This window comes from Pseudoxanthomonas sacheonensis (assembly GCF_031455975.1).
In the GTDB taxonomy this organism is placed as follows: domain Bacteria; phylum Pseudomonadota; class Gammaproteobacteria; order Xanthomonadales; family Xanthomonadaceae; genus Pseudoxanthomonas_A; species Pseudoxanthomonas_A sacheonensis_A.
This window is the reverse complement of sequence record NZ_JAVDTT010000002.1, coordinates 291,360-311,695: the sequence shown is the minus strand read 5'-3', so window position 1 is coordinate 311,695 and position 20,336 is coordinate 291,360. Positions and strand designations below refer to the sequence as shown.

The window sequence follows — 20,336 nt, the reverse complement described above, 5'->3', positions numbered from 1 at the left end:
GCCATGACCGCATACGCAAAAAGATTGCTGGCCGTTGTTCTGCTTAGCCTGGCCATTGTTGCCGGCGCCAAGCCGCCTGTCGCATCGGCGCCGTTGCAATTCAACATCACCGAAGGCCGTACCCTCAACGCGTTCTATCAGCAAGGTCCGGTGGCTGCGCACCTGTTGTTGAATTCCGGCACCCAGCCGCGGGTGCTGGTGGCGTTCCCGGCCGGCAACAGCGGTACCGGAATCTGGTTCGAGCCGACCAAGGCGCCGGTGCACTGGACGCTTGAAGAAACGCACGCTCTCCAACAGGCCGACGCGAAAGGACGGCCGCTGCACGGAATCGTCGCTACCGCCAGCGTCGATGGGGACCTGGTAGTGCGCGACGCGGTGTTGGGTAGCGTACGCATCCTGCGCGACTACCAGATCGATGGCCGCTATCCCGCCGAAACCGCGGCCACACCCACGCGCAGCGGCAACACGCTTACTTGGTCGCGACCGAGACTGGACGGCGCGGCGGGATATCTGATCTCGGTCGCCGTCGAAAACGGAAGCCTCGTGGGCGATGGCAAGTCGCCGTGGACCTTCGCCGCATCCGCTCCCGGCAAACCGATGCGTCTGCGCATCACCGCCCTGACCGGCGAAACTCCGCTCACCCCGCTCGGCGAAAACCGCTTGCTCAATGCGCGCGCCGGCGCCGACCTACGCAGCCGACAGGCGCTGGCCTTCCTGAGCTATGAGGAAAAATTCCTCGCCGGTTCCTGGCGTTTTGACACCTATTTCGGCCGCGACACTTTGATGTCGTTGCGCTTGCTGATGCCGGCACTGCAGCCGGTAGCGATCGAAGATGGACTGGCGTCAGTGTTGGAACGACTCAACGCGCAGGGCGAAGTGGCGCATGAGGAAGACATCGGCGAGTTCGCGGTGCTGCGCCATCGCAAACAGGGCGACCCGCCCAACGATGCGCCGATCTACGACTATGGCATGGTCGACGACGATTTCATGTTGGCTCCAGTGGCGGCGGCGTATCTGCTCGACCAGAGCGATGGCCGCGCGCGCGCCGCCGAGTTCCTGGCGCGGAAACTGCCGTCGGGAGAAACGGTCGGCGCCGCGCTCGCGCGCAATTTCGCTTTCGTCGCCGATTCGGCGCAGGCCTTCGCGGCAACGCCGGAGGCGCGCAACCTGGTGCCGATCAAATCAGGTCGCAAGACCGGGCAATGGCGCGACAGCGAGGACGGCCTGGCCGACGGACGCTATCCCTACGATGTCAACGCAGTGTTCGTGCCTGCCGCATTGAACGCGATCGGGCGCTTTCGCGACGAGGGACTGCTCGCGCCTTACGCGACACCGGAACAAGCCGAGGCTCTGTCGGCCGCGGCCGGTCGGGCCGAGGTGTGGTCGCGACAAGTGCCGGCGCTGTTCCAGGTGCACTTGCCGACCGCCGATGCCCAGCGCCAGGTGCAGGCCTACGCCGATAGCCAGGGAATCGCCCCTGCGTCCGCCCTCTCCAGCCTGACGACCGCGGGGCTCGACTTCGCCGCCATCGCTTTGGATGCGCAAGGCCGGCCGATCCCGGTGTTGCATTCGGACGGCGGCTTTGCGTTGCTGTTGCAGGATCCACCGGCGACCGAGCTGGAGCCGCTGGTCGACGCGATGCTGCGCCCGTTCCCCGCTGGCTTGCTCACCGATGCTGGGCTGCTGGTCGCCAACCCGGCCTTCGCCGATGCCGATATTCAGCGTCGCTTCGGCCGCAACGCTTATCACGGCACCGTCGTGTGGTCGTGGCAGCAGGCCTTGTTGGCGGCAGGCCTGCAACGACAATTGCAACGCAAGGATCTGCCGGCGGCCACCCTGACCCGATTGCGTTCGGCCCAGCGCCAGCTGTGGACGGTGATCGGCAACACCCGGGGAATGCGCACGTCGGAACTGTGGTCATGGACCTATACCGATGGTCGTTACCAGCCGGCGCCGTTCGGGCAGAACAGCGGCGACGCCGACGAATCCAACGCGGCGCAGTTGTGGAGCACGGTGTTCCTGGCGTTGCCATCGCCGAGCGCGGCGCAGCAGCCAACGCCGCAGGAAGAAAAGCGCCCATGAGCCTCCGACAAGTTTTCACCACCTTGGGCCGGTACGGCATGCACGCAACGGTCGCAGCCGTATTGCTGGCCGCGCACGCGCCGCTGCGTGCCGCGCAGGCACCGGCCGACGAATCGGCCACGGCTGCGATGCCGGCCACCGCGCTGCCTTATAGCCGCTTCGCCAGTCCGCAGGCGCGCGCCAAGTTTGCCGAGCTGCTGGCGGAAACACGCGAAGGCAAAGGCCCAGATCCGGCCGACTTGGCCGACCAGCGCCGCTTCTACCAGCGCTACAACGACGATCGCCTGCGTGAGGTCGAACGCGCGTACCGAAGCCGCGTCCAGTCCACGCGTATGGGCGGCGTGCCGGTGCAGGTAGTGGATCCGGAAGGCGGCGCCCGTGGCGACAACGCGCATCGTGTATTGATCAACCTGCACGGCGGCGCTTTCATGTGGGGCGCGGGCAGCGGGGCGCTGGTCGAAGCGATCCCCATCGCCGCAGTCGCAGGCATGCGCGTGGTCGCAGTGGGCTATCGCTTGGCGCCGGAGCATACCTATCCAGCGGCGGTGGACGATGTGGAAGCGGTCTACCGCGAATTATTGAAAAGCCATCGCCCGGAAAACATCGGCATCTACGGGTGCTCGGCGGGCGGCGCGCTGACCGCGCAGGCGACCGCGCGCATCCTGCAGGCCAACCTGCCGCGTCCCGGCGCCATCGGCACCTTCTGCGGTTCCGGCCTGCCCTTCGGCGGCGATTCGGCCATCCTGGGCCAGTTGGCCGTGGGCGCGGCGCCGATGCCGGCCGACGGCGAGCTTCGCCTGCCTTACCTGCAGACCGCCAAAGCCGACGATCCGGTTGCTTATCCGGGGCAGTCGCCGGAACTGCTGGCGCGGTTTCCGCCGACGCTGCTGTTGGCTGGCGGTCGCGATTTCTCGGTGAGCGCGCTGACCACCATGCAACGCCGTTTGCTGGCCGCCGGCGTCGACGCGGAACTGGTGGTCTTCGACGGGCTGTGGCATGCCTTCTTCGTGTTCCCGGATCTGCCGGAATCGAAAGAAGCCTATGGCCTGATCGCACGCTTCTTCGATCGCCGGCTGGGCCGTGCCGCGATTGAAGGCGCGACCGGCAACTAGGCCCCCAACCCCTGTCATCCCGAGCGCAGCGAGGGATCTGCTTCCCGGAAGCCCGGCGAAAAACGATGAAGCAGATCCCTCCCTGCGCTCGGGACGACAAAGTGCGCTCGGGATGACAAGGAAAGCGGGATCGGCTCGCGTATCTTGGACGCCTTCGATATTGCTAGGAGAGCGGGATGAATGCGACGAGCGGTCTGGCCTTGGCGGTTTTCATCGGCATGCTGTTGCCCTTGCAGGCCTTGATCAATGCGGCCTTGGGAAGGCAGACCTTCGGTCCGCTGTTCGCGGCGCTGATGTCGTTCGCCGTCGGCACCATCGTACTGGCGGTGTGGTGGACGGCATCGCGGCCGACGTTCGAAGCGGCGGCGTTGGCGAAAGTGCCATGGTGGGCCTGGACCGGCGGCGCGATCGGCGCTGTCTATGTCGCGGCCGCGACGCTGCTGGTCCCGCGCATGGGCGCGGCGGCGCTGATCTGCGCGGTGGTGTTCGGGCAGGTGGTCGGATCGTTGCTGCTGGACCACTTCGGCGTGCTGCACACGCGCACGCCGATCGATCCGCTGCGCGTGGTGGGCGCGCTGCTGGTGGTGGCCGGCGCATTGCTGGTGGTGAAACCCTGGCAGTCGGCCGCCTGATGGCAGTAGAAAGAGGCGGGGGTGGGAGCGGCGTCCCGCCGCGAGCTCCTGCTTTTTTCTGTCATGCGAAAAGCTCGCGGTGGGACGCCGCTCCCACGTTAAAGACCACAAGCAGGCATGACCAACGACCTCCCTGCCGAACGGCACGTTGGCGGCGGCGCGTGAAATGGCATGCTGGCGTCCTCCGATCACCCGGGAGATTCCCATGCGCCGCACTTTCTGCTCTCTCGCCCTGCTGTCGCTGGCCGTCAGCGCCCAGGCCAAGAACGTCAGTTGCAATATCGAAAGCGACTACGACCTCAGCATCAACGACCAGAGCGTGATCCTGACTCGCGAAAGCGGCACGCCCAAGTGGATCGTGATCCGCGGCGACCGGTTGTTCGTCGATGATCGATGGGTCGCGCTCGGCAAGGAAGATCGCCGGCGCATCGCCGACTTCGACCGCGGCACACGCGAGATCATGCCGCTGGCGCGCGAAATCGGCCGCGAGGCCGCCGGCATCGCCTTCACCGCGCTGGGCGAAGTCGCCGCCGGTTTCAGCAGCGACCCGACCGAAACCCGCGCCAAGCTGGATCAGGCCCGCAAGAAGATCGATACGCGTCTGGCGCGCTCGATCACCGTCAACCGTTTCGACGGCGGCGATCTGGGCGAGGGCATCGGCCAGGCCGTATCGGAAGTCGTTCCCCTGGTCATCGGCGATATCGTCGGCGGCGCAGTGCGGGCCGCGCTGAGCGGTGACACCCAGCGCCTGGAACAAATGGAAGGCCTGGACAAGCAGATCGAGGCACGCATCGAGCCGCGCGCCAAGGCGCTGGAACAGCGCGCCGAGCAGCTGTGCGGAAAGATGGAGGCGCTGGACCGGCTAGACAGTGCGCTGGCGTATCGTCTGCCGGGCGGTGCGGCGCTCGATATGTTGCGGATCAAGCCGGAGGTCGACGCCGATGCGGAAAAATAGCGCTTATTCCGCCACGCCAGGGCTGCGGTAAGGCATAAGGAGACAAATTGTTCCAGTGAGAGGTTGGCGCATCGCGTGTAGATGGCCACAATAGGGGTCCCCACACGATCTGATCACTGGAGTCTCTGTATGGCCGAACTCAAGGAAGCGCGCGTTCCCGATATCGGCGATTACAGCGATGTGCCCGTCATCGAAGTGCTGGTCGCGGTCGGTGACACGGTGGTCAAGGACCAGGGCCTGGTCACGCTGGAGTCGGACAAGGCCACGCTGGAAGTGCCGGCACCCTTCGCCGGCGTGGTGAAGGAACTCAAGGTCAAGCTGGGCGACACGCTTTCGGAAGGCTCGGTGGTCGCCATGATCGAAGCGGCCGATAGCGCCGCTTCCCAAACCGCCGCCGCGCCTGCGCCTGCGGCGAAAGCGGAAGTCGCGACATCGGAAACCGGCGCCAAAGTCGAACCGGTCGTCGCCGCCGCCCAGCCCGACAAGATCGCCGAGCGCGAGATCGCGCAAGAACGAGCCGCCCCGGCCCAAGCCGCCAGTCCGCAGGTGCTCGACAGCAGGCCCGGCATCGATCCGGAGGCCTCGCCGCCGCACAGCCCACCGGTGGAATTCAACGCCGATGCGGTGCTGCCGCAGAAAGTCCCGCACGCCAGCCCGTCGGTGCGCCTGTTCGCGCGTGAGCTCGGCGTCGACCTGACCCGGGTCAAAGGCAGCGAACGCGCCGGCCGCATCAGCAAGGAAGACGTGCAGAAATACGTGAAGGACGCGTTGGCCGGCGGCGGTGTCGCTTCCGCGGCGCCGGTTGCGGGCGGCGGCAATGGTCTGAACCTGCTGCCGTGGCCCAAGGTCGACTTCGCCAAGTTCGGCGAGATCGAAGTCAAACCGCTGTCGCGCATCAAGAAGATCTCCGGCGCCAACCTGGCGCGCAACTGGGCCATGATCCCGCACGTCACCCAGCACGACCACGCCGACATCACCGAGTTGGAAGAGCTGCGCGTGCTGCTGAACAAGGAGAATGAGAAGGCCGGCATCAAGCTGACCATGCTCACTTTCATCCTCAAGGCCACGGTCGCCGCGCTGAAGAAATATCCCGACTTCAATGCCTCGCTCGACGCCAGCGGCGAGAACCTCACCCTGAAGAAGTATTTCCACATCGGTTTCGCCGCCGACACGCCCAACGGCCTGGTGGTGCCGGTGATCCGCGACGTGGACAAGAAAGGCCTGGCCGAACTGGCCAAGGAAATGTCCGAGCTCGCCGGCAAGGCGCGCGACGGCAAGCTGGGTCCGGCGGAAATGTCCGGCGGCTGCTTCTCGATCAGCTCGCTGGGCGGCATCGGCGGCGTCGCCTTCACCCCCATCGTCAACGCACCGGAAGTCGCCATCCTCGGCGTATCCAAATCCTCGATCCAGCCGGTCTGGGACGGCAAGCAGTTCCAGCCGCGCCTGCAGCTGCCGCTGTCGCTGAGCTACGACCACCGCGTCATCGACGGCGCCTCCGCCGCGCGCTTCACCGCGTATCTCGCCCAACTGCTTGGCGACATGCGCCGCGTGCTGCTGTGAACCCACGCGTTGTCGCCGCTGCGGCCGGGCTGCCTGCGGCGTTGCTGGTGTTGTCGGCAGCGCTGATGCCTTGGTCGGCGATGGCGAAGGAGTGCCCAGCGCAACTCGGTCGTGGATGGCCGCCCGGAACCGCTAACTATGGTGGGGCGGTGGAACGGTTGTTCGACGGACAGGCATCGCCGGCCCTGTCCTTGGTCTGGCTGCCCCGCAGCGGCAAGGAAACCGGATTGGCCCTCCTACCGGGATCCGAAGGCATGGCATGGGCCCTTCGTTACAGCGAAGCCGACGAGCGTGTCTATCACTGGGGCCGCGACGCTCTCGAGCTGAAAACAGAGCAGACGCCTCGCCAGTCCACCGTGCCGATTCCCGCAGCGCTCGCGCAGCGTTTGATGAAAGTGTGGGGCGACTCGTTGCGGCAGGCGGTGCCGGAAGCCGCGGCCGCCACTTTCCATGAAGGCGACGTGTTGTCGGCCGTGGTCGATGGCGTGCGCTTCAGCGGTCCGGTTTCCGAGTGCGGCCCGCTCGAACAAATCCTCGAACAAGCCGGGCTGCTGATCGAGGCCAGCGACGAGAAAGAAAGCAAACGCGAGCGGCGCTGGGCTGAGATCGATGCGTCGCTGCAAACCTTGCAGCAATCCCTCGCTGGTGCGGGCGGCTGAAACGGTATCTGGAGAAACCAATGGCAGTCATCGAAATCAAGGTTCCGGACATCGGCGATTACACCGATGTTCCCGTCATCGAAATCCTGGTCGCCGTCGGCGACACAGTGAAGAAAGACCAGGGCCTGGTCACGCTGGAATCGGACAAGGCGACGTTGGAAGTGCCTTCGTCCGCTGCGGGCGTAGTGAAGGAATTGAAAGTTAAATTGGGCGATACGCTCTCCGAAGGCAGCGTGGTCGCGGTCCTGGAAGCCGAAGGTGCCGCCGCAAGCGCACCGGCCGCTGCCGCGCCGGCGAAAGCCGCTGCCGAACCGGCCAAGCCTCCGGTGACGCCATCGCCTGCCGCTCCTGCCGCAGCGCCAGCGCCCAAAGCCGCGCAAGGCACCGGCAAGACCGCCGACATCGAATGCCGCATGGTCGTGCTCGGTTCCGGTCCCGGCGGTTATACCGCTGCGTTCCGCGCTGCCGACATCGGTCTGGATACGGTGATGATCGAGCGTTATTCCAGCCTTGGCGGCGTCTGCCTCAACGTCGGCTGCATCCCGTCCAAAGCCTTGCTGCATGCCGCCGCCCTGATCGAGGAAGCCGCGCACTCGGCCGACATCGGCGTGGAATTCGGCCCGCCCAAGATCGACCTGGACAAGCTGCGCGCGTTCAAGGACGGCAAGGTCGTAGGCCAATTCACCAAGGGCCTGGCCGGCATGGCCAAGCAGCGCAAGGTACGCGTCGTGCAGGGCGTGGCTTCGTTCGTATCGCCGAACGAGCTGGAAATCGTCGGCGAAGACGGCAAGACCCAGCTGCTGCGCTTCGAACAATGCATCATCGCTGCCGGCTCGCAGGCGGTGAAGCTCCCCGCCTTCCCGTGGGACGATCCGCGGGTGATGGATTCCACCGACGCGCTGCAGATTGCCGACGTGCCCAAGCAATTGCTGGTGGTCGGCGGCGGCATCATCGGCCTGGAGATGGCGACGGTGTACCGCGCGCTGGGCAGCCAGGTCACCGTGGTCGAATTCATGGACCAGCTGATGCCGGGCGCCGACAAGGACCTGGTCAAGCCGTTGGCCGATCGCCTGAAGAAGCAGGGCGTGGCGATTTATCTCAAGACCAAGGCGACCAAGGTGGAAGCCTCGAAGAAAGGCATCAGTGTTGCCTTCGAAAGTGCGGTGGAAGGGCAAGCTGCGGAATTGCAGACCACCACCTTCGATCGCGTGCTGGTCGCTGTCGGCCGTTCGCCGAACGGCAATAAGATCGGCGCGGACAAGGCCGGCGTTACCGTCACCGAGCGCGGCTTCATTCCCGTCGACCGGCAGATGCGCACCAACGTGCCGCACATCTTCGCCATCGGCGACATCGTCGGTAACCCGATGCTGGCGCACAAGGCCACCCATGAAGGCAAGCTGGCGGCGGAAGTGGCCGCAGGCGAGAAGAAGGAATGGGTGGCGCGGGTGATTCCGTCCGTGGCCTACACCGATCCGGAGATCGCCTGGGTCGGCGTCACCGAAACCGAGGCCAAGGCCAAGGGCCTGAAAGTCGGGGTGGGCAAGTTCCCGTGGGTCGCTTCGGCGCGCGCGGTGGGCATCGGCCGCGGCGAAGGCTTCACCAAGCTGGTCTTCGACGAGGAAACCCACCGCATCATCGGCGGCGCCATCGTCGGCGTGCACGCGGGCGACCTGATCACGGAAATTTCGCTGGCCATCGAGATGGGCGCCGATGCGGCCGACATCGGCCACACCATCCACCCGCATCCCACGCTGAGCGAATCGGTGGGGATGGCGGCCGAGGTCTTCGACGGGACCATCACCGATCTCTATATTCCCAAGAAGAAATAGCAGATGCCCATCATCCGCGCGGCGTTCTGGGCGATGTTGCTCCTCACCCCAGGCGCATTTCCTGAAACGGCAGCCGCCGATGAAGGCGACGCCATAATGACGGTGGTGATGGAAAAATGCCCTGGCGCCGCCAAGTTCATTCTGCGGGGACATCCGGACTTGGCTTCATTGGAGAAATCCGAGTCCCAAGCGAAAGAGGTTGCGCAAGCGTCCTCGCCGTCGCTCGTCTATCCCGCATTGCGGGACGAATTGCTGGAAATGAGCCGCAAAGATCAGGCCGCCAGGCTTGGGGATATGAGTACTCCCGAAGCATGGAATCGGTTATCCGCAGTCGATGCGGCCAATCTTGCCCGCTTGAAGCAGATTGTCCTGGAAAAGGGATTTCCGGATGCGGCGATGGTCGGTCGCGATGGATTCAACGCAGCATGGTTGCTGGTGCAGCACGCCGACCCCGATCCCGCTTTTCAGCAGGACATGCTTGAACTATTGATGGAAAAGCACCTGATTGAGGGCGAGCAGCTCGCGCTGTTGACCGATCGTGTGCTGCGCGCTCAAGGCAAGCCTCAGCGTTACGGGAGCCAGTTCACTGAGGAAGACGGTCGCCAAGTACCGCAACCGATCGAGGAGCCCGTAGAGCAGCTCGATCAGCGCCGGGCGGCAATAGGAATGATGTCATTTGCAGACTATCAATGTGCCATGGACGTTACTTATCTCGCGCGCAAAAATCTCGTGCGCAAAAAGCCGTAGCGATCCAGATCGGACGTTACGGCGACTTAAGTCGACAGCGATCCGTGGCCGTTGGCCGATGTTTCACCCCAACTCGCGTCGCCGTCGTCATGAAGGGCGACAAGGCAGCAGAGCTGGCACCCGGTCATTTCCGCAGGTTCAAAGAGAAAATCCTGACAGCGGGGTGGTTCAATCGTATGTAAGGATTCAGGCCGGCAATGGCGCCACCGCGCGTTCGGCGCGCCGACGTTCGATCCGCTTCCAGACTTTCTCGTGGAAGTGGAACACCACCGTATTGCAGGCCGGTTCGACCAGCGCCAGTGCGCCGCCCACCAGCAGGCTGCCCGTGAACAGCCAGCCCAACAGGAAGGCGACGGTGAAGTGCAGCATCGCGAAGCTGAAAGTCTTGGTCATGGCCGGTTCCAAATGAGAATTGGTCTCATTATTGGGGGCAATGCGCCAAAGTCCAGCGCATAGTTTCTAGTCAATCAATAGGTTTTACCTATGATTGGTTCTTGTGGGCCACCAAAGAGGAAGCCCCGGCAGCGGGCCGGGGCTTCTTGGGAAGGTCTGCGGCGGAGCATCGACGAGGAAGTTGAGCGCAGACCGTGCAAGGACTGACCCGGCCCTGAAGGGAAAGTTCCGATCTTTCCGGCTGAATAGGCGAATTGATTGAAATCGTTTAGCGCCAGCATCGGCGTGGTTCTTCCGCTGCGTCGAATCCCGCCTCGAATCCGGTGGCTTGGTCGCAAACACGGCTTTCGGCGGTTGCCGCTGAAATTTAACGCCTGCTATACTTTTGCGGCTCGGCGAGGCGCGTTCAATGGCCTTGTCCCTTCCTACTCACCGGGTTTCGCGTGTGCTGAATTCCGCCGCTGCGGGCCGGCGACTGGCATTGCGGGCGGTGGCCTATCAGATGGTCGCCGTAGTGCTGGTGGCGCTGGTTTTCCTTGTACAGGGGTGGTCCGCTTCGCTGGCGGCGCTTCTGGGCGGGGCCAGCGTGGTGTTGGGAGGCGCTCTGGCCGCGAATGTCGCGCTGGGCGGGGGAGTGGTTCCGGCGAGATCCGCATTCCTGCGGCTCCTGCTGGGAACCGGCCTGAAATGGGCGGTGGTAATAACGATATTTGCGATGGCATTGGGTGTTGGGCGCTTGGCGCCGCTCCCGTTGCTGGCAGGGCTCGCGGTCGCTTTGATCGCGCACCCACTGGTTTTGAACTTTAGTGTCAGGGTAGAACGTGAGCGCTGAATCGGCCTCCGGTGGCGGGTCCACCGAATACATCCAGCACCATCTCAAGCATCTTCAATGGCATGTTGGGGAAGGCAAGTTCCCGGTCATCAATATCGATAGCGTGATCATCACGCTGGTGTTGTCGACCGTGTTTCTGTTCTTCTTCCTGCGCACTGCGCGGAAAGCCACCGCTGGCGTTCCGGGCAAGTTCCAGACCGCCGTCGAGATGGTCGTCGGCTTTGTCGATGGTCTGGTGCGCGAGACTTTCCACGGCCGCAGCAAGATGATCGCGCCGCTGGCGCTGACCATCTTTTGCATGGTGTTCCTGATGAACTTCATGGACATGCTGCCGGTGGACTGGCTGCCGGGCGCCTGGGTCAAGGGCAACGAACTGGCCGGCCATGATCCGCATCACGCCTATCTGCGTGTGGTGCCGACCGCGGACCTCAACACCACCCTCGGCCTGTCGCTGATGGTGTTCCTGCTGATCCAGGTCTTCGGCATCAGCCACAAGGGCATCGGCAAGTTCACCGCCGAGGCCTTCACCGCGCCTTTCCATGCGGAAGGTACGGTGATGAAGATCCTGCTGGCGCCGGCCAACCTGCTGCTGCGCGTGATCGAGGAGTTGGTGCGCCCGCTCTCGCTGACCCTGCGACTGTTCGGCAACATGTACGCCGGCGAGCTGATCTTCATCCTGATCGCGCTGATGACCTGGAATTCGCTGTTCTCCAGCGGCATGACCTACGTGATGGCGCCGTTGCAGTTCATTTCCGGTTTCGTGTGGACCGCCTTCCACATTCTGGTCATCACCTTGCAGGCCTTCATCTTCATGATGTTGACCGTCGTGTACCTGAGCATGGCGGCGGAAAGCCACTGAGTTTCGCTTCACCCTTACCTTTCAATCCAATCCTTTTTACCTGACGAGCAGTACGGAGAACACCATGGAAAATGTCGCCCTCTACGCAGAAATTGCGAAGTTCACGGTCATCGCGGCCGGCCTGTTGATCGGTCTCGGCGCCCTCGGCACCGCCATCGGCTTCGCCATCCTCGGCGGCAAGTTCCTGGAAGGTTCGGCCCGCCAGCCGGAACTGACCCCGATGCTGCAGACCAAGATGTTCATCGTCGCCGGCTTGCTGGACGCGGTGCCGATCATCGGCGTCGCCATCGCCCTGCTGCTGATCTTCGCCAACCCGTTCCTGTCCGCGATCGCGGGCTGATCAGGCAACCGGTCTTGGCTAACGCCGGCGTCTAGCGCGCCGGCGTCTGGAGTACGCAATGGATATCAACCTCACTTTCATCGTCCAGGGCTTCGCGTTCTTCGCGGTGGCGTGGATGGTGATGAAGTTCGGCTGGCCGCACATCATCGCGGCCATCGAAGAGCGTCAGCAGAAGATCGCCGAAGGGCTGGCCGCGGCCGACCGCAGCCAGAAAGACCTCGCGCAGGCGCAGGAAAAGGTCAACGACGCGTTGAAAGAAGCGCGCACGAAGGCCAACGAAATCATCGATCAGGCGCACCAGCGCGCCAACCAGATCGTCGAAGCCGCCAAGAACGACGCGATCGCCGAAGCCAACCGCCAGAAGGCGCTGGGCCTCGCCGAGATCGACGCCGCCAGCACCCGCGCCAAGGAAGACCTGCGCAAGCAGGTGTCGGTCCTGGCCGTGAGCGGCGCCGAGAAGCTGCTCAAGCGCGAAATCGACGCCAACGCCCACAAGGCGCTGCTCGACGAGCTGGCCGCGGAAATCTGATCGATGAGCCAAGCCCTCACGCTCGCCCGCCCGTACGCCCGCGCCGCGTTTTCGATGGCGCAGGACGAAAACGGTCTCGCCGTCTGGTCCAACGCGCTGGGTTTCGCCGCGCAGGTGGCCGCCGACCCGCGCGCCGCTTCGCTGCTGCTCAATCCGCAGCTGACCCACGCCGAAGCGGTTGCGTTGCTGTCGGTCGATGGCGCAGGCGAATCGTTCTCGCGTTTCCTCGCCTTGCTGGCGGAAAACCGCCGCCTGGCGCAGTTGCCGGAGATCTCCGGCCTGTACGAGGAACTGAAGGCCGAGGCCGAGCGCGTGGTGAAGGCCACCGTTACTTCGGCGGCCGAACTGCCGGCCGGCGAGCTGGACGTGCTGAAAGCAGCGTTGAAGAAACGCTTCGGCCGCGAAGTCGAACTCAGCACCGCGATCGACGCGTCGCTGATCGGCGGCGCGGTGATCGATGCGGGCGACGTGGTGATCGACGGCTCGCTGAAAGGCAAGCTCTCGCGGCTGCAGGCCGCACTCGCGCAGTAACGCTCAGGCGTTGCGCGCGACCAAATTCATTTGAACCGCCGGCCTCAACCGGCACATAGGACTTACCGATGGCAACCACGCTCAACCCCTCCGAAATCAGCGAACTGATCAAGACCCGGATCGAGAAGGTCAAGCTGGCCGCCGAGGCCCGCAACGAAGGCACCGTGACCAGCGTGTCCGACGGCATCGTGCGCATCTTCGGCCTGGCCGACGTGATGCAGGGCGAAATGATCGAACTGCCGAACGACACCTTCGCCCTGGCCCTGAACCTGGAGCGCGACTCGGTCGGCGCCGTGGTGCTGGGCGATTACGAAAACCTGCGCGAAGGCGATGTGGCCAAGACCACCGGCCGCATCCTGGAAGTGCCGGTCGGCACCGAACTGCTGGGCCGCGTGGTCAATGCCCTCGGCGAGCCGATCGACGGCAAAGGCCCGATCGACGCCAAGATGACCGCCCCGGTGGAGCGTGTGGCCCCGGGCGTGATCTGGCGCAAGTCGGTGTCGCAGCCGGTGCAGACCGGTTACAAGACCGTCGACGCCATGATCCCGATCGGCCGCGGCCAGCGCGAGCTGGTGATCGGCGACCGCCAGACCGGCAAGACCGCGCTGGCCATCGACGCCATCATCAACCAGAAGGGCACCGGCATTAAGTGCGTGTACGTGGCGATCGGCCAGAAGGCCTCGTCCGTCGCCAACGTGGTGCGCAAGCTGGAAGAGAACGGCGCCCTGGCCCACACGATAGTGGTCGCCGCCACCGCTTCGGAATCGGCCGCGATGCAGTACATCAGCGCCTACTCCGGCTGCACCATGGGCGAATACTTCATGGACCGCGGCGAAGACGCGCTGATCGTGTACGACGATCTGTCCAAGCAGGCCGTGGCCTACCGCCAGATCTCGCTGCTGCTGAAGCGTCCGCCGGGCCGCGAAGCGTATCCGGGCGACGTGTTCTACCTGCACAGCCGCCTGCTGGAGCGCGCCGCGCGCGTGTCCGAGGAATATGTGGAGAAGTTCACCGACGGCGCGGTGAAGGGCAAGACCGGTTCGCTGACCGCGTTGCCGGTCATCGAAACCCAGGCCGGCGACGTGTCCGCGTTCGTGCCGACCAACGTGATCTCGATCACCGACGGCCAGATCTTCCTGGAAACCGACCTGTTCAACGCCGGTATCCGTCCTGCGGTGAACGCCGGTATCTCGGTGTCGCGCGTCGGCGGCGCGGCCCAGACCAAGATCATCAAGAAGCTGTCCGGCGGCATCCGTATCTCGCTGGCCCAGTACCGCGAGCTGGCTGCGTTCGCGCAGTTCGCCTCGGACCTGGACGAAGCCACCCGCAAGCAGCTCGAGCGCGGCCAGCGCGTCACCGAGCTGATGAAGCAGAAGCAGTACCAGCCGATGTCCATCGCCAACCAGGCGCTGTCGATCTACGCGGTCAACGAGGGTTACCTGGACGATGTGGCGGTGAACAAGCTGCTGGCGTTCGAGGAAGGCCTGCACGCGCATTTCGCCAACACCGCCGGCGCGCTGATCGAGAAGATCAACGCCAGCGGCGACTGGAACGACGAGATCGAAGGCGCTTTCAAGGCCGGCATCTCCGAGTTCAAGACCACCGGTAGCTGGTAACGAAGGCGGTAAATGGCAAAGGGTAAAGAGTGAAGTAAAGCGGCACCGCTTCAACTCTTGAGCTTGCGCAGCAAGCGCCCCCTTCACCCTTCACCCTTTACAGCGAGCATAGCGAGCGACAACGAATGGCAAGCGGCAGAGAAATCAAAACCAAGATCAAGAGCGTGCAGAACACCCGCAAGGTGACGCGCGCGCTGGAAATGGTCTCGGCCTCGAAAATCCGCAAGGCGCAGGAACGCATGAAGGCCTCGCGTCCGTATGCGCGCGCCATGAAGCAGGTCATCGGCCATCTGGCGCAGGCCAACTCCGAATACCAGCATCCGTTCCTGGTCGATCGCGCCCTGCTCGAGGGCGGCATGATCAAGCGCGTCGGCTACATCATCGTGTCCTCCGATCGCGGCCTGGCCGGCGGCCTCAACAACAATCTGTTCCGCAAGGTGCTGGGCGAAGTGCGCCAGTGGCAGGACAAGGGCGCCGAAGTCGACGTGGTCACCATCGGCCAGAAGTCGTCGTCCTTCTTCCGTCGCATCAAGGTCAACATGCTGGCCAGCGTCACCCATCTGGGCGACAAGCCGCAGCTCGAGCAGCTGGTGGGCGTGGTCAAGGTCATGCTGGACGCCTACGAATCCGGCAAGGTCGACCGCGTCTATCTGGTCTACAACGACTTCGTGAACACCATGACCCAGCGCGCGGCGTTCGACCAGCTGCTGCCGCTGCCGGCCGCCGACACCCAGATCACCCACCACGACTGGGACTACATCTACGAACCCGATGCCGCCACCGTGCTCGAGCACGTGCTGACGCGCTACGTCGAATCGCTGGTGTACCAGGCCGTGCTGGAAAACGTAGCGTCCGAACACGCCGCGCGCATGGTGGCCATGAAGTCGGCCAGCGACAACGCCACCAAACTGATTGGCGATCTGCAACTGGTCTACAACAAGGCCCGCCAGGCAGCCATCACCCAGGAAATCTCCGAAATCGTAGGCGGCGCAGCGGCGGTTTGACGCGCGCGGTCACTGTTTTTAAATAAAGAATGCATAACTTAGAGGCTGCAGCAATGAACCAGGGCAAGATCGTTCAGATCATCGGCGCCGTCGTCGACGTCGAATTCGCGCGCACCGAGGTGCCGAAGATTTACGACGCGTTGAAGGTGGACAACACCGCCATCACGCTGGAAGTGCAGCAGCAGCTGGGCGACGGCATCGTGCGCACCATCGCGCTCGGTTCCACCGACGGCCTGAAGCGCAACCTGATCGCCACCAACACCGGCAAGGCCGTGTCGGTGCCGGTCGGCGTGGGCACGCTGGGCCGCATCATGAACGTGCTGGGCGAGCCGATCGACGAAGCCGGTCCGGTCGAAGCGACCGAGCATTGGGAAATCCACCGCGCCGCTCCCGCCTACGCCGATCAGTCCTCGGGCAACGACCTGCTGGAAACCGGCATCAAGGTGATCGACCTGATGTGCCCGTTCGCCAAGGGCGGCAAGGTCGGCCTGTTCGGCGGCGCCGGCGTCGGCAAGACCGTCAACATGCTGGAGCTGATCAACAACATCGCCACCGAGCACGCGGGTCTTTCCGTGTTCGCCGGCGTGGGCGAGCGTACCCGCGAAGGCAACGACTTCTACCACGAGATGGCCGAAGCCGGCGTCATCAAGCTGGAGAACATGAAAGAGTCGAAAGTGGCGATGGTCTACGGCCAGATGAACGAGCCGCCGGGCAACCGCCTGCGCGTCGCGCTGACCGGCCTGACCATGGCCGAGTACTTCCGCGACGAGAAGGACGCCGACGGCAAGGGCCGCGACGTGCTGTTCTTCGTCGACAACATCTACCGCTACACCCTGGCCGGCACCGAAGTGTCCGCGCTGCTCGGCCGCATGCCGTCGGCGGTGGGTTACCAGCCGACGCTGGCCGAGGAAATGGGCGTGCTGCAGGAACGCATCACCTCCACCAAGACCGGTTCCATCACTTCGATCCAGGCCGTGTACGTGCCTGCGGACGACCTGACCGACCCGTCGCCGGCGACCACCTTCGCCCACTTGGACGCCACCGTGGTGCTGTCGCGAAACATCGCTTCGCTGGGTATCTACCCGGCGGTCGATCCGCTCGACTCCACCTCGCGTCAGCTCGATCCGAACGTGATCGGCCACGAGCACTACGACACCGCGCGCCGCGTGCAGTCCACCTTGCAGAAGTACAAGGAACTGAAGGACATCATCGCCATCCTGGGCATGGACGAGCTGTCGGAAGAGGACAAGCAGGCCGTGTCGCGCGCGCGCAAGATCGAGCGCTTCTTCAGTCAGCCGTTCCACGTGGCCGAAGTGTTCACCGGCTCGCCGGGCAAGTACGTGTCGTTGAAGGACACCATCCGCGGCTTCAAGGCGATTGTCGATGGCGAGTACGATCACCTGCCCGAGCAGGCGTTCTACATGGTCGGCGGTATCGAAGAAGCGGTCGAGAAGGCTAAGAAGCTGGCCGAGAAGGCGTAAGAATAGTGGTGAGGGGAGAGGAGTGAGGAGCGAGTAGAAGCTCTCACTTCTCACTTCTCCCAACTCACTTCTCACCTTCCCAAGCCGAACAAAGCGAGACACACATGGCATCTACCATCCGTTGCGACATCGTCAGCGCCGAGCAGGAAATCTTCCACGGCGAAGCGACGCTGGTCGTGGCCACCGGCGAGCAGGGCGAGCTGGGCATCGCCCCGCGCCATGCGCCGCTGATCACGCGCCTGAAGCCGGGCAAGGTCGTGGTGACCCTGCCCAGCGGCGAACACCTGGATTTCGCCATCAGCGGCGGCATCCTTGAAGTTCAGCCGCAGGTGGTTACCGTGCTGGCCGACACCGCGATCCGCGCGACGGACATCGATGAAGCCGCCGTGCGCGCCGCCATGGAAGAGGCCGAGCGCATGCTGGCCAACCGTGGCGAAGCGATGGACGTGGCCGAGGCCCAGCAGAAGCTGGTCGAGGCGACAGTGCAGCTGCAGGCACTGGAGCGGTTGCGCAAGACCCTCAAGCACTGAGTTCCTCTCGCGCTACGCAATATCAAAACGCCGGCCCAATGCCGGCGTTTTTGTTTGTCCCACCACATACGCCAGGCCGCGACGCCGTAGGGCGGGCATTGCCCGCCGCGTCTGACACGATGCGAAGGGTCCTTCAGGCGGGCAGTGCCTGCTCTACGTTCAGTGGTTATAGACCCAATGCCGCGACAGCAGGAAGCCGAGCGCACCTAGCACGAGCTCCACCGCAGGCTTCGCGATCCAGGCCCATTGCAAGCCGAACCAGTCGTCGATGCTACCCATCGACCACGTGCTCACCGCGGTGGTGGCCAGCCACATCAGCAGGAAGCGTGCGAACTGCTTGCGTCCCATGCGGTGCTGATCGCCGGAGAAGGTGATGCGGCCATTCAACCAAAAGCCCAGCAAGGCACCGCTGACGCGCCCCAGCACGTTCGCCGGCTCCACCGGCATGCCGCTATGGCTCAGGCCCACCATCACGCCCCAGTCCAGCAACCATTGCAGGATGCCGATCAGCAGGTAGTAGCGGCTCTGGCGGAGAATACTCATCGCGCATCTCCCTTGGCCGGAACGCTCCACCACTGCGCATCACCTTCTTCGGCGCGCAACGTCGCGTTCGCGCGCGACAAGCCGGCGCGCTGCGCAGCGGTCAGCGTCTTGGCGCGCAGCAGCACTTCGCTGATGTCTTCCTTCTCCAGCAGCGATTGCCAGGCAGCACCGGTGGAGTCCTGATTGGCGGCGATTGCCGCTGCGGCGAGGGAGGGATCGTAGTTCGACACCGTGCGAGCGCGCATGCCCATCTCCGCCGAGAAGGCGATGTCCGGATCGAGCGCGAGCACATTGCCGGCGGAGGGCGGCGCAGCGCGCAATTCGGCCAGCAGAATCCGTTCCGGCGCGTAATGCCGGAACGAGGCGTCGTCATCGCCGTGCGCCACGATAGCCTCCTTCAATGCGCCCGTCCTCAGCATCCAGTGGCCATTGGCCTGGAAAGCCACGTTAAGCAGGCACACGCCTCCCAGCAACCAGCTCGCGCGCCGCGGATGGACACGGAAGGCCATCACCGCCAGCAGCGGCAGCAACATCACGCTGGCGGGGAATGCGTAGCGCAGGTACTGCATCGGAATCAGCGGAATGGCGATCGACACCGCCATCATCACTGCCGCCAGTGCGGTCCGGCGTTGCGTCATCGCCAGTATCCAGCCGCCGAGCAAGGCGATCAGCACGAAACCGCCACCGCCTGCGAACGCTTCAAGATAACGGCCGGTGTCGAAAGTCAGCTTCCAGGGCAGCAGCGCATCGAAGCCCGCATGCCAGCGCGTATCGTCGAAATCGGAAAGCTGGAAGTACGGCGAGCGGAAATAAGCGTTGAACAGCGGCAGGAAAGGATTGCCCGCGAGGATCGCTGCATACACATAACTGCTGGCACCGACCGCCAGCGCCAGTGCGATCGCAAGCAAAGTCCGAAGTGGTCGCAGTGAGCGCCAGTGCCGCCAGATCGCCCATGGCAGCAGCAGGATCGCAGCGGCGGCGGCCGCCAACTTCAACCCGAGCAGACCGCCGACGAGTGCCGCTCCGCTATACAGGCCGCGCGACTGCGTAAGGGGAGCGCGCGCTATCAGCACCGCCAGCCACACCAGCAACGCAGCGGTCGGCGTTTCGGTCTGCATGCTGCCCGCCAGCACTGCGGTCAGCGGCAGGCTGGCGTAGAGCGCAACGGCCGCCCAGCTGGCACGCGTATCGCCTCCCAGCGCCTTGCTCAACTGCCAGACGCCGGAAGCGGTCAGCAGTATCCACAAGGCATTAACCGGGCCTCGGGCCTCTTCGCCGGCGATCGCCTGAGGGAATGACTGCAGCACATCGCCCAGCCAAGGAGCCAGCGCCCAGATGTGCGTTTCCGGATCCATCGCATAGCGGCCCTGTTCCATCAGCTCCCAGGGCAGGCGCAGGTGATAGCCCAGGTCATCCACCTGCAGGGTCGGCAACCAGCATCCGGTGCTGGCCAGACCCAAGGCGAGGACTGCGAAGGCCGCGCCACGCGGTGCGGTAGCCGCCGCATCCCGCCAGCCCTGCCGCAGCGCCTGCAGCGCCGCAAGCAGCGATTCGCGCCTAAGCACCACAAGTACGATGCTCAAACATAAATAGCTCCATCGGTAATGCACAGGCAATGGCAGCAGCCATCCCAGCACGCCTCCCAGCAGCGCCAGGCCGCAGACCGCCTGCAGCGCAAGCGACTCGCGGCCGGCCAGTATTCCACCCAGAGCGATGGCCGTGGCTGCAAGTACCAGAGTCGCCGCCACCGGCACTACGCCGGCGAAGAGCGCCAATGCCAAACACCACGGCAAGGCCAGGGCGCTGGCCCAAGACCAGCCCGCGAATCGCCGCAACGGCCAGGACAGGCCCCATGCCAGCAGGGAAAGCAGCAAGAGCTCGCCGAAACGGCCCGAATGCCATTGTTCCCACAGCCGGTAGTGGAACAGGCCGAAGGCGCACAACGGCACACCCGCCCAAAGCAGGGCGATCTGCCAGCCACTAGCGGGAGCGCTGCTCGAAGGCGGGTCGTTCAAAGGCGGGTCGGCTAACGGCGGATCCGGCGGCCGAACGGAAGAAGGGGAAGAAATCATCGCGCGCATGCTAACAGCGCGCCGATTTAG

General features: G+C 64.4%; 20 protein-coding genes. 17 read left to right on the top strand and 3 right to left on the bottom strand.

Annotated elements, in window-relative coordinates:
• Nucleotides 1-3 precede the first annotated feature (3 nt).
• The 8 genes from J2W94_RS08500 to J2W94_RS08465 all read left to right on the top strand — a co-directional run bounded on the left by J2W94_RS08500 (nt 4) and on the right by J2W94_RS08465 (nt 9,576).
• Nucleotides 4-2,082 carry a hypothetical protein gene (locus J2W94_RS08500; RefSeq protein ID WP_310092164.1) on the top strand — a complete coding sequence of 693 codons (2,079 nt, stop codon included), beginning with the start codon at nt 4-6 and terminating at the stop codon, nt 2,080-2,082.
• Nucleotides 2,079-3,194, top strand: a complete 1,116-nt coding sequence (locus tag J2W94_RS08495; RefSeq protein WP_310092161.1) for an alpha/beta hydrolase — start codon at nt 2,079-2,081, stop codon at nt 3,192-3,194. Before J2W94_RS08500 ends, J2W94_RS08495 begins: the two co-directional genes overlap by 4 nt.
• Nucleotides 3,195-3,370: 176 nt before the next feature.
• Nucleotides 3,371-3,826, top strand: coding sequence for a DMT family transporter (locus tag J2W94_RS08490; RefSeq protein WP_310092159.1), 456 nt, complete (start codon nt 3,371-3,373; stop codon nt 3,824-3,826).
• A 205-nt stretch (nt 3,827-4,031) separates the two neighbouring features.
• Nucleotides 4,032-4,781 carry a DUF2884 family protein gene (locus J2W94_RS08485; RefSeq protein ID WP_310092157.1) on the top strand — a complete coding sequence of 250 codons (750 nt, stop codon included), beginning with the start codon at nt 4,032-4,034 and terminating at the stop codon, nt 4,779-4,781.
• Nucleotides 4,782-4,910: 129 nt separating this feature from the next.
• Nucleotides 4,911-6,341, top strand: a complete 1,431-nt coding sequence (locus J2W94_RS08480; protein WP_310092156.1) for a dihydrolipoyllysine-residue acetyltransferase — start codon at nt 4,911-4,913, stop codon at nt 6,339-6,341.
• A gap of 29 nt (nt 6,342-6,370) precedes the next feature.
• Nucleotides 6,371-7,000, top strand: coding sequence for a hypothetical protein (locus J2W94_RS08475; protein WP_310093654.1), 630 nt, complete (start codon nt 6,371-6,373; stop codon nt 6,998-7,000).
• A gap of 20 nt (nt 7,001-7,020) precedes the next feature.
• Nucleotides 7,021-8,829, top strand: a complete 1,809-nt coding sequence (gene lpdA / locus J2W94_RS08470) for a dihydrolipoyl dehydrogenase (protein ID WP_310092154.1) — start codon at nt 7,021-7,023, stop codon at nt 8,827-8,829.
• A 3-nt stretch (nt 8,830-8,832) separates the two neighbouring features.
• Nucleotides 8,833-9,576, top strand: a complete 744-nt coding sequence (locus J2W94_RS08465; RefSeq protein WP_310092152.1) for a DUF6624 domain-containing protein — start codon at nt 8,833-8,835, stop codon at nt 9,574-9,576.
• A 186-nt stretch (nt 9,577-9,762) separates the two neighbouring features.
• Here J2W94_RS08465 and J2W94_RS08460 read toward each other — a convergent pair whose 3' ends face one another.
• Nucleotides 9,763-9,969 carry a DUF2061 domain-containing protein gene (locus J2W94_RS08460; RefSeq protein WP_310092150.1) on the bottom strand — a complete coding sequence of 69 codons (207 nt, stop codon included), beginning with the start codon at nt 9,967-9,969 and terminating at the stop codon, nt 9,763-9,765.
• Nucleotides 9,970-10,378: 409 nt separating this feature from the next.
• Here J2W94_RS08460 and J2W94_RS08455 point away from each other — a divergent pair, with 409 nt between their 5' ends.
• From J2W94_RS08455 to J2W94_RS08415, 9 genes are all read left to right on the top strand, one after another.
• Nucleotides 10,379-10,801: an ATP synthase subunit I gene (locus tag J2W94_RS08455; RefSeq protein WP_310092148.1), complete on the top strand. Its 423-nt coding sequence runs from the start codon at nt 10,379-10,381 to the stop codon at nt 10,799-10,801.
• Nucleotides 10,791-11,660, top strand: a complete 870-nt coding sequence (gene atpB / locus J2W94_RS08450; protein WP_310092146.1) for a F0F1 ATP synthase subunit A — start codon at nt 10,791-10,793, stop codon at nt 11,658-11,660. Before J2W94_RS08455 ends, atpB begins: the two co-directional genes overlap by 11 nt.
• Before the next feature lie 64 nt (nt 11,661-11,724).
• Nucleotides 11,725-12,000 (top strand): F0F1 ATP synthase subunit C, encoded by a 276-nt coding sequence (gene atpE / locus J2W94_RS08445; protein WP_093285301.1) that lies wholly within the window; start codon nt 11,725-11,727, stop codon nt 11,998-12,000.
• Between the two features lie 58 nt (nt 12,001-12,058).
• On the top strand, nt 12,059-12,529 hold the full coding sequence (locus J2W94_RS08440; protein WP_310092141.1) for a F0F1 ATP synthase subunit B: 471 nt from the start codon (nt 12,059-12,061) through the stop codon (nt 12,527-12,529).
• A 3-nt stretch (nt 12,530-12,532) separates the two neighbouring features.
• Nucleotides 12,533-13,060 (top strand): F0F1 ATP synthase subunit delta, encoded by a 528-nt coding sequence (locus J2W94_RS08435; protein WP_310092139.1) that lies wholly within the window; start codon nt 12,533-12,535, stop codon nt 13,058-13,060.
• 68 nt (nt 13,061-13,128) lie between these two features.
• The gene (gene atpA, locus J2W94_RS08430; RefSeq protein ID WP_310092137.1) at nt 13,129-14,676 is read left to right on the top strand and encodes a F0F1 ATP synthase subunit alpha; all 1,548 of its coding nucleotides are present in this window, start codon (nt 13,129-13,131) and stop codon (nt 14,674-14,676) included.
• Between the two features lie 125 nt (nt 14,677-14,801).
• Nucleotides 14,802-15,680, top strand: a complete 879-nt coding sequence (gene atpG, locus J2W94_RS08425; RefSeq protein ID WP_310092135.1) for a F0F1 ATP synthase subunit gamma — start codon at nt 14,802-14,804, stop codon at nt 15,678-15,680.
• Between the two features lie 53 nt (nt 15,681-15,733).
• Complete coding sequence (gene atpD, locus J2W94_RS08420; protein ID WP_310092132.1) at nt 15,734-17,161, top strand: F0F1 ATP synthase subunit beta; 1,428 nt, start codon at nt 15,734-15,736, stop codon at nt 17,159-17,161.
• Between the two features lie 104 nt (nt 17,162-17,265).
• The gene (locus J2W94_RS08415; protein ID WP_310092130.1) at nt 17,266-17,691 is read left to right on the top strand and encodes a F0F1 ATP synthase subunit epsilon; all 426 of its coding nucleotides are present in this window, start codon (nt 17,266-17,268) and stop codon (nt 17,689-17,691) included.
• A 159-nt stretch (nt 17,692-17,850) separates the two neighbouring features.
• On the opposite strand, the gene J2W94_RS08410 is transcribed toward J2W94_RS08415, so the two are convergent.
• Both J2W94_RS08410 and J2W94_RS08405 read right to left on the bottom strand, forming a co-directional pair.
• Nucleotides 17,851-18,234: a GtrA family protein gene (locus J2W94_RS08410; RefSeq protein ID WP_310092128.1), complete on the bottom strand. Its 384-nt coding sequence runs from the start codon at nt 18,232-18,234 to the stop codon at nt 17,851-17,853.
• Nucleotides 18,231-20,306: a hypothetical protein gene (locus J2W94_RS08405; RefSeq protein WP_310092126.1), complete on the bottom strand. Its 2,076-nt coding sequence runs from the start codon at nt 20,304-20,306 to the stop codon at nt 18,231-18,233. The genes J2W94_RS08410 and J2W94_RS08405 overlap by 4 nt, the downstream gene beginning before the upstream one ends.
• Between the last annotated feature and the right edge of the window lie 30 nt (nt 20,307-20,336).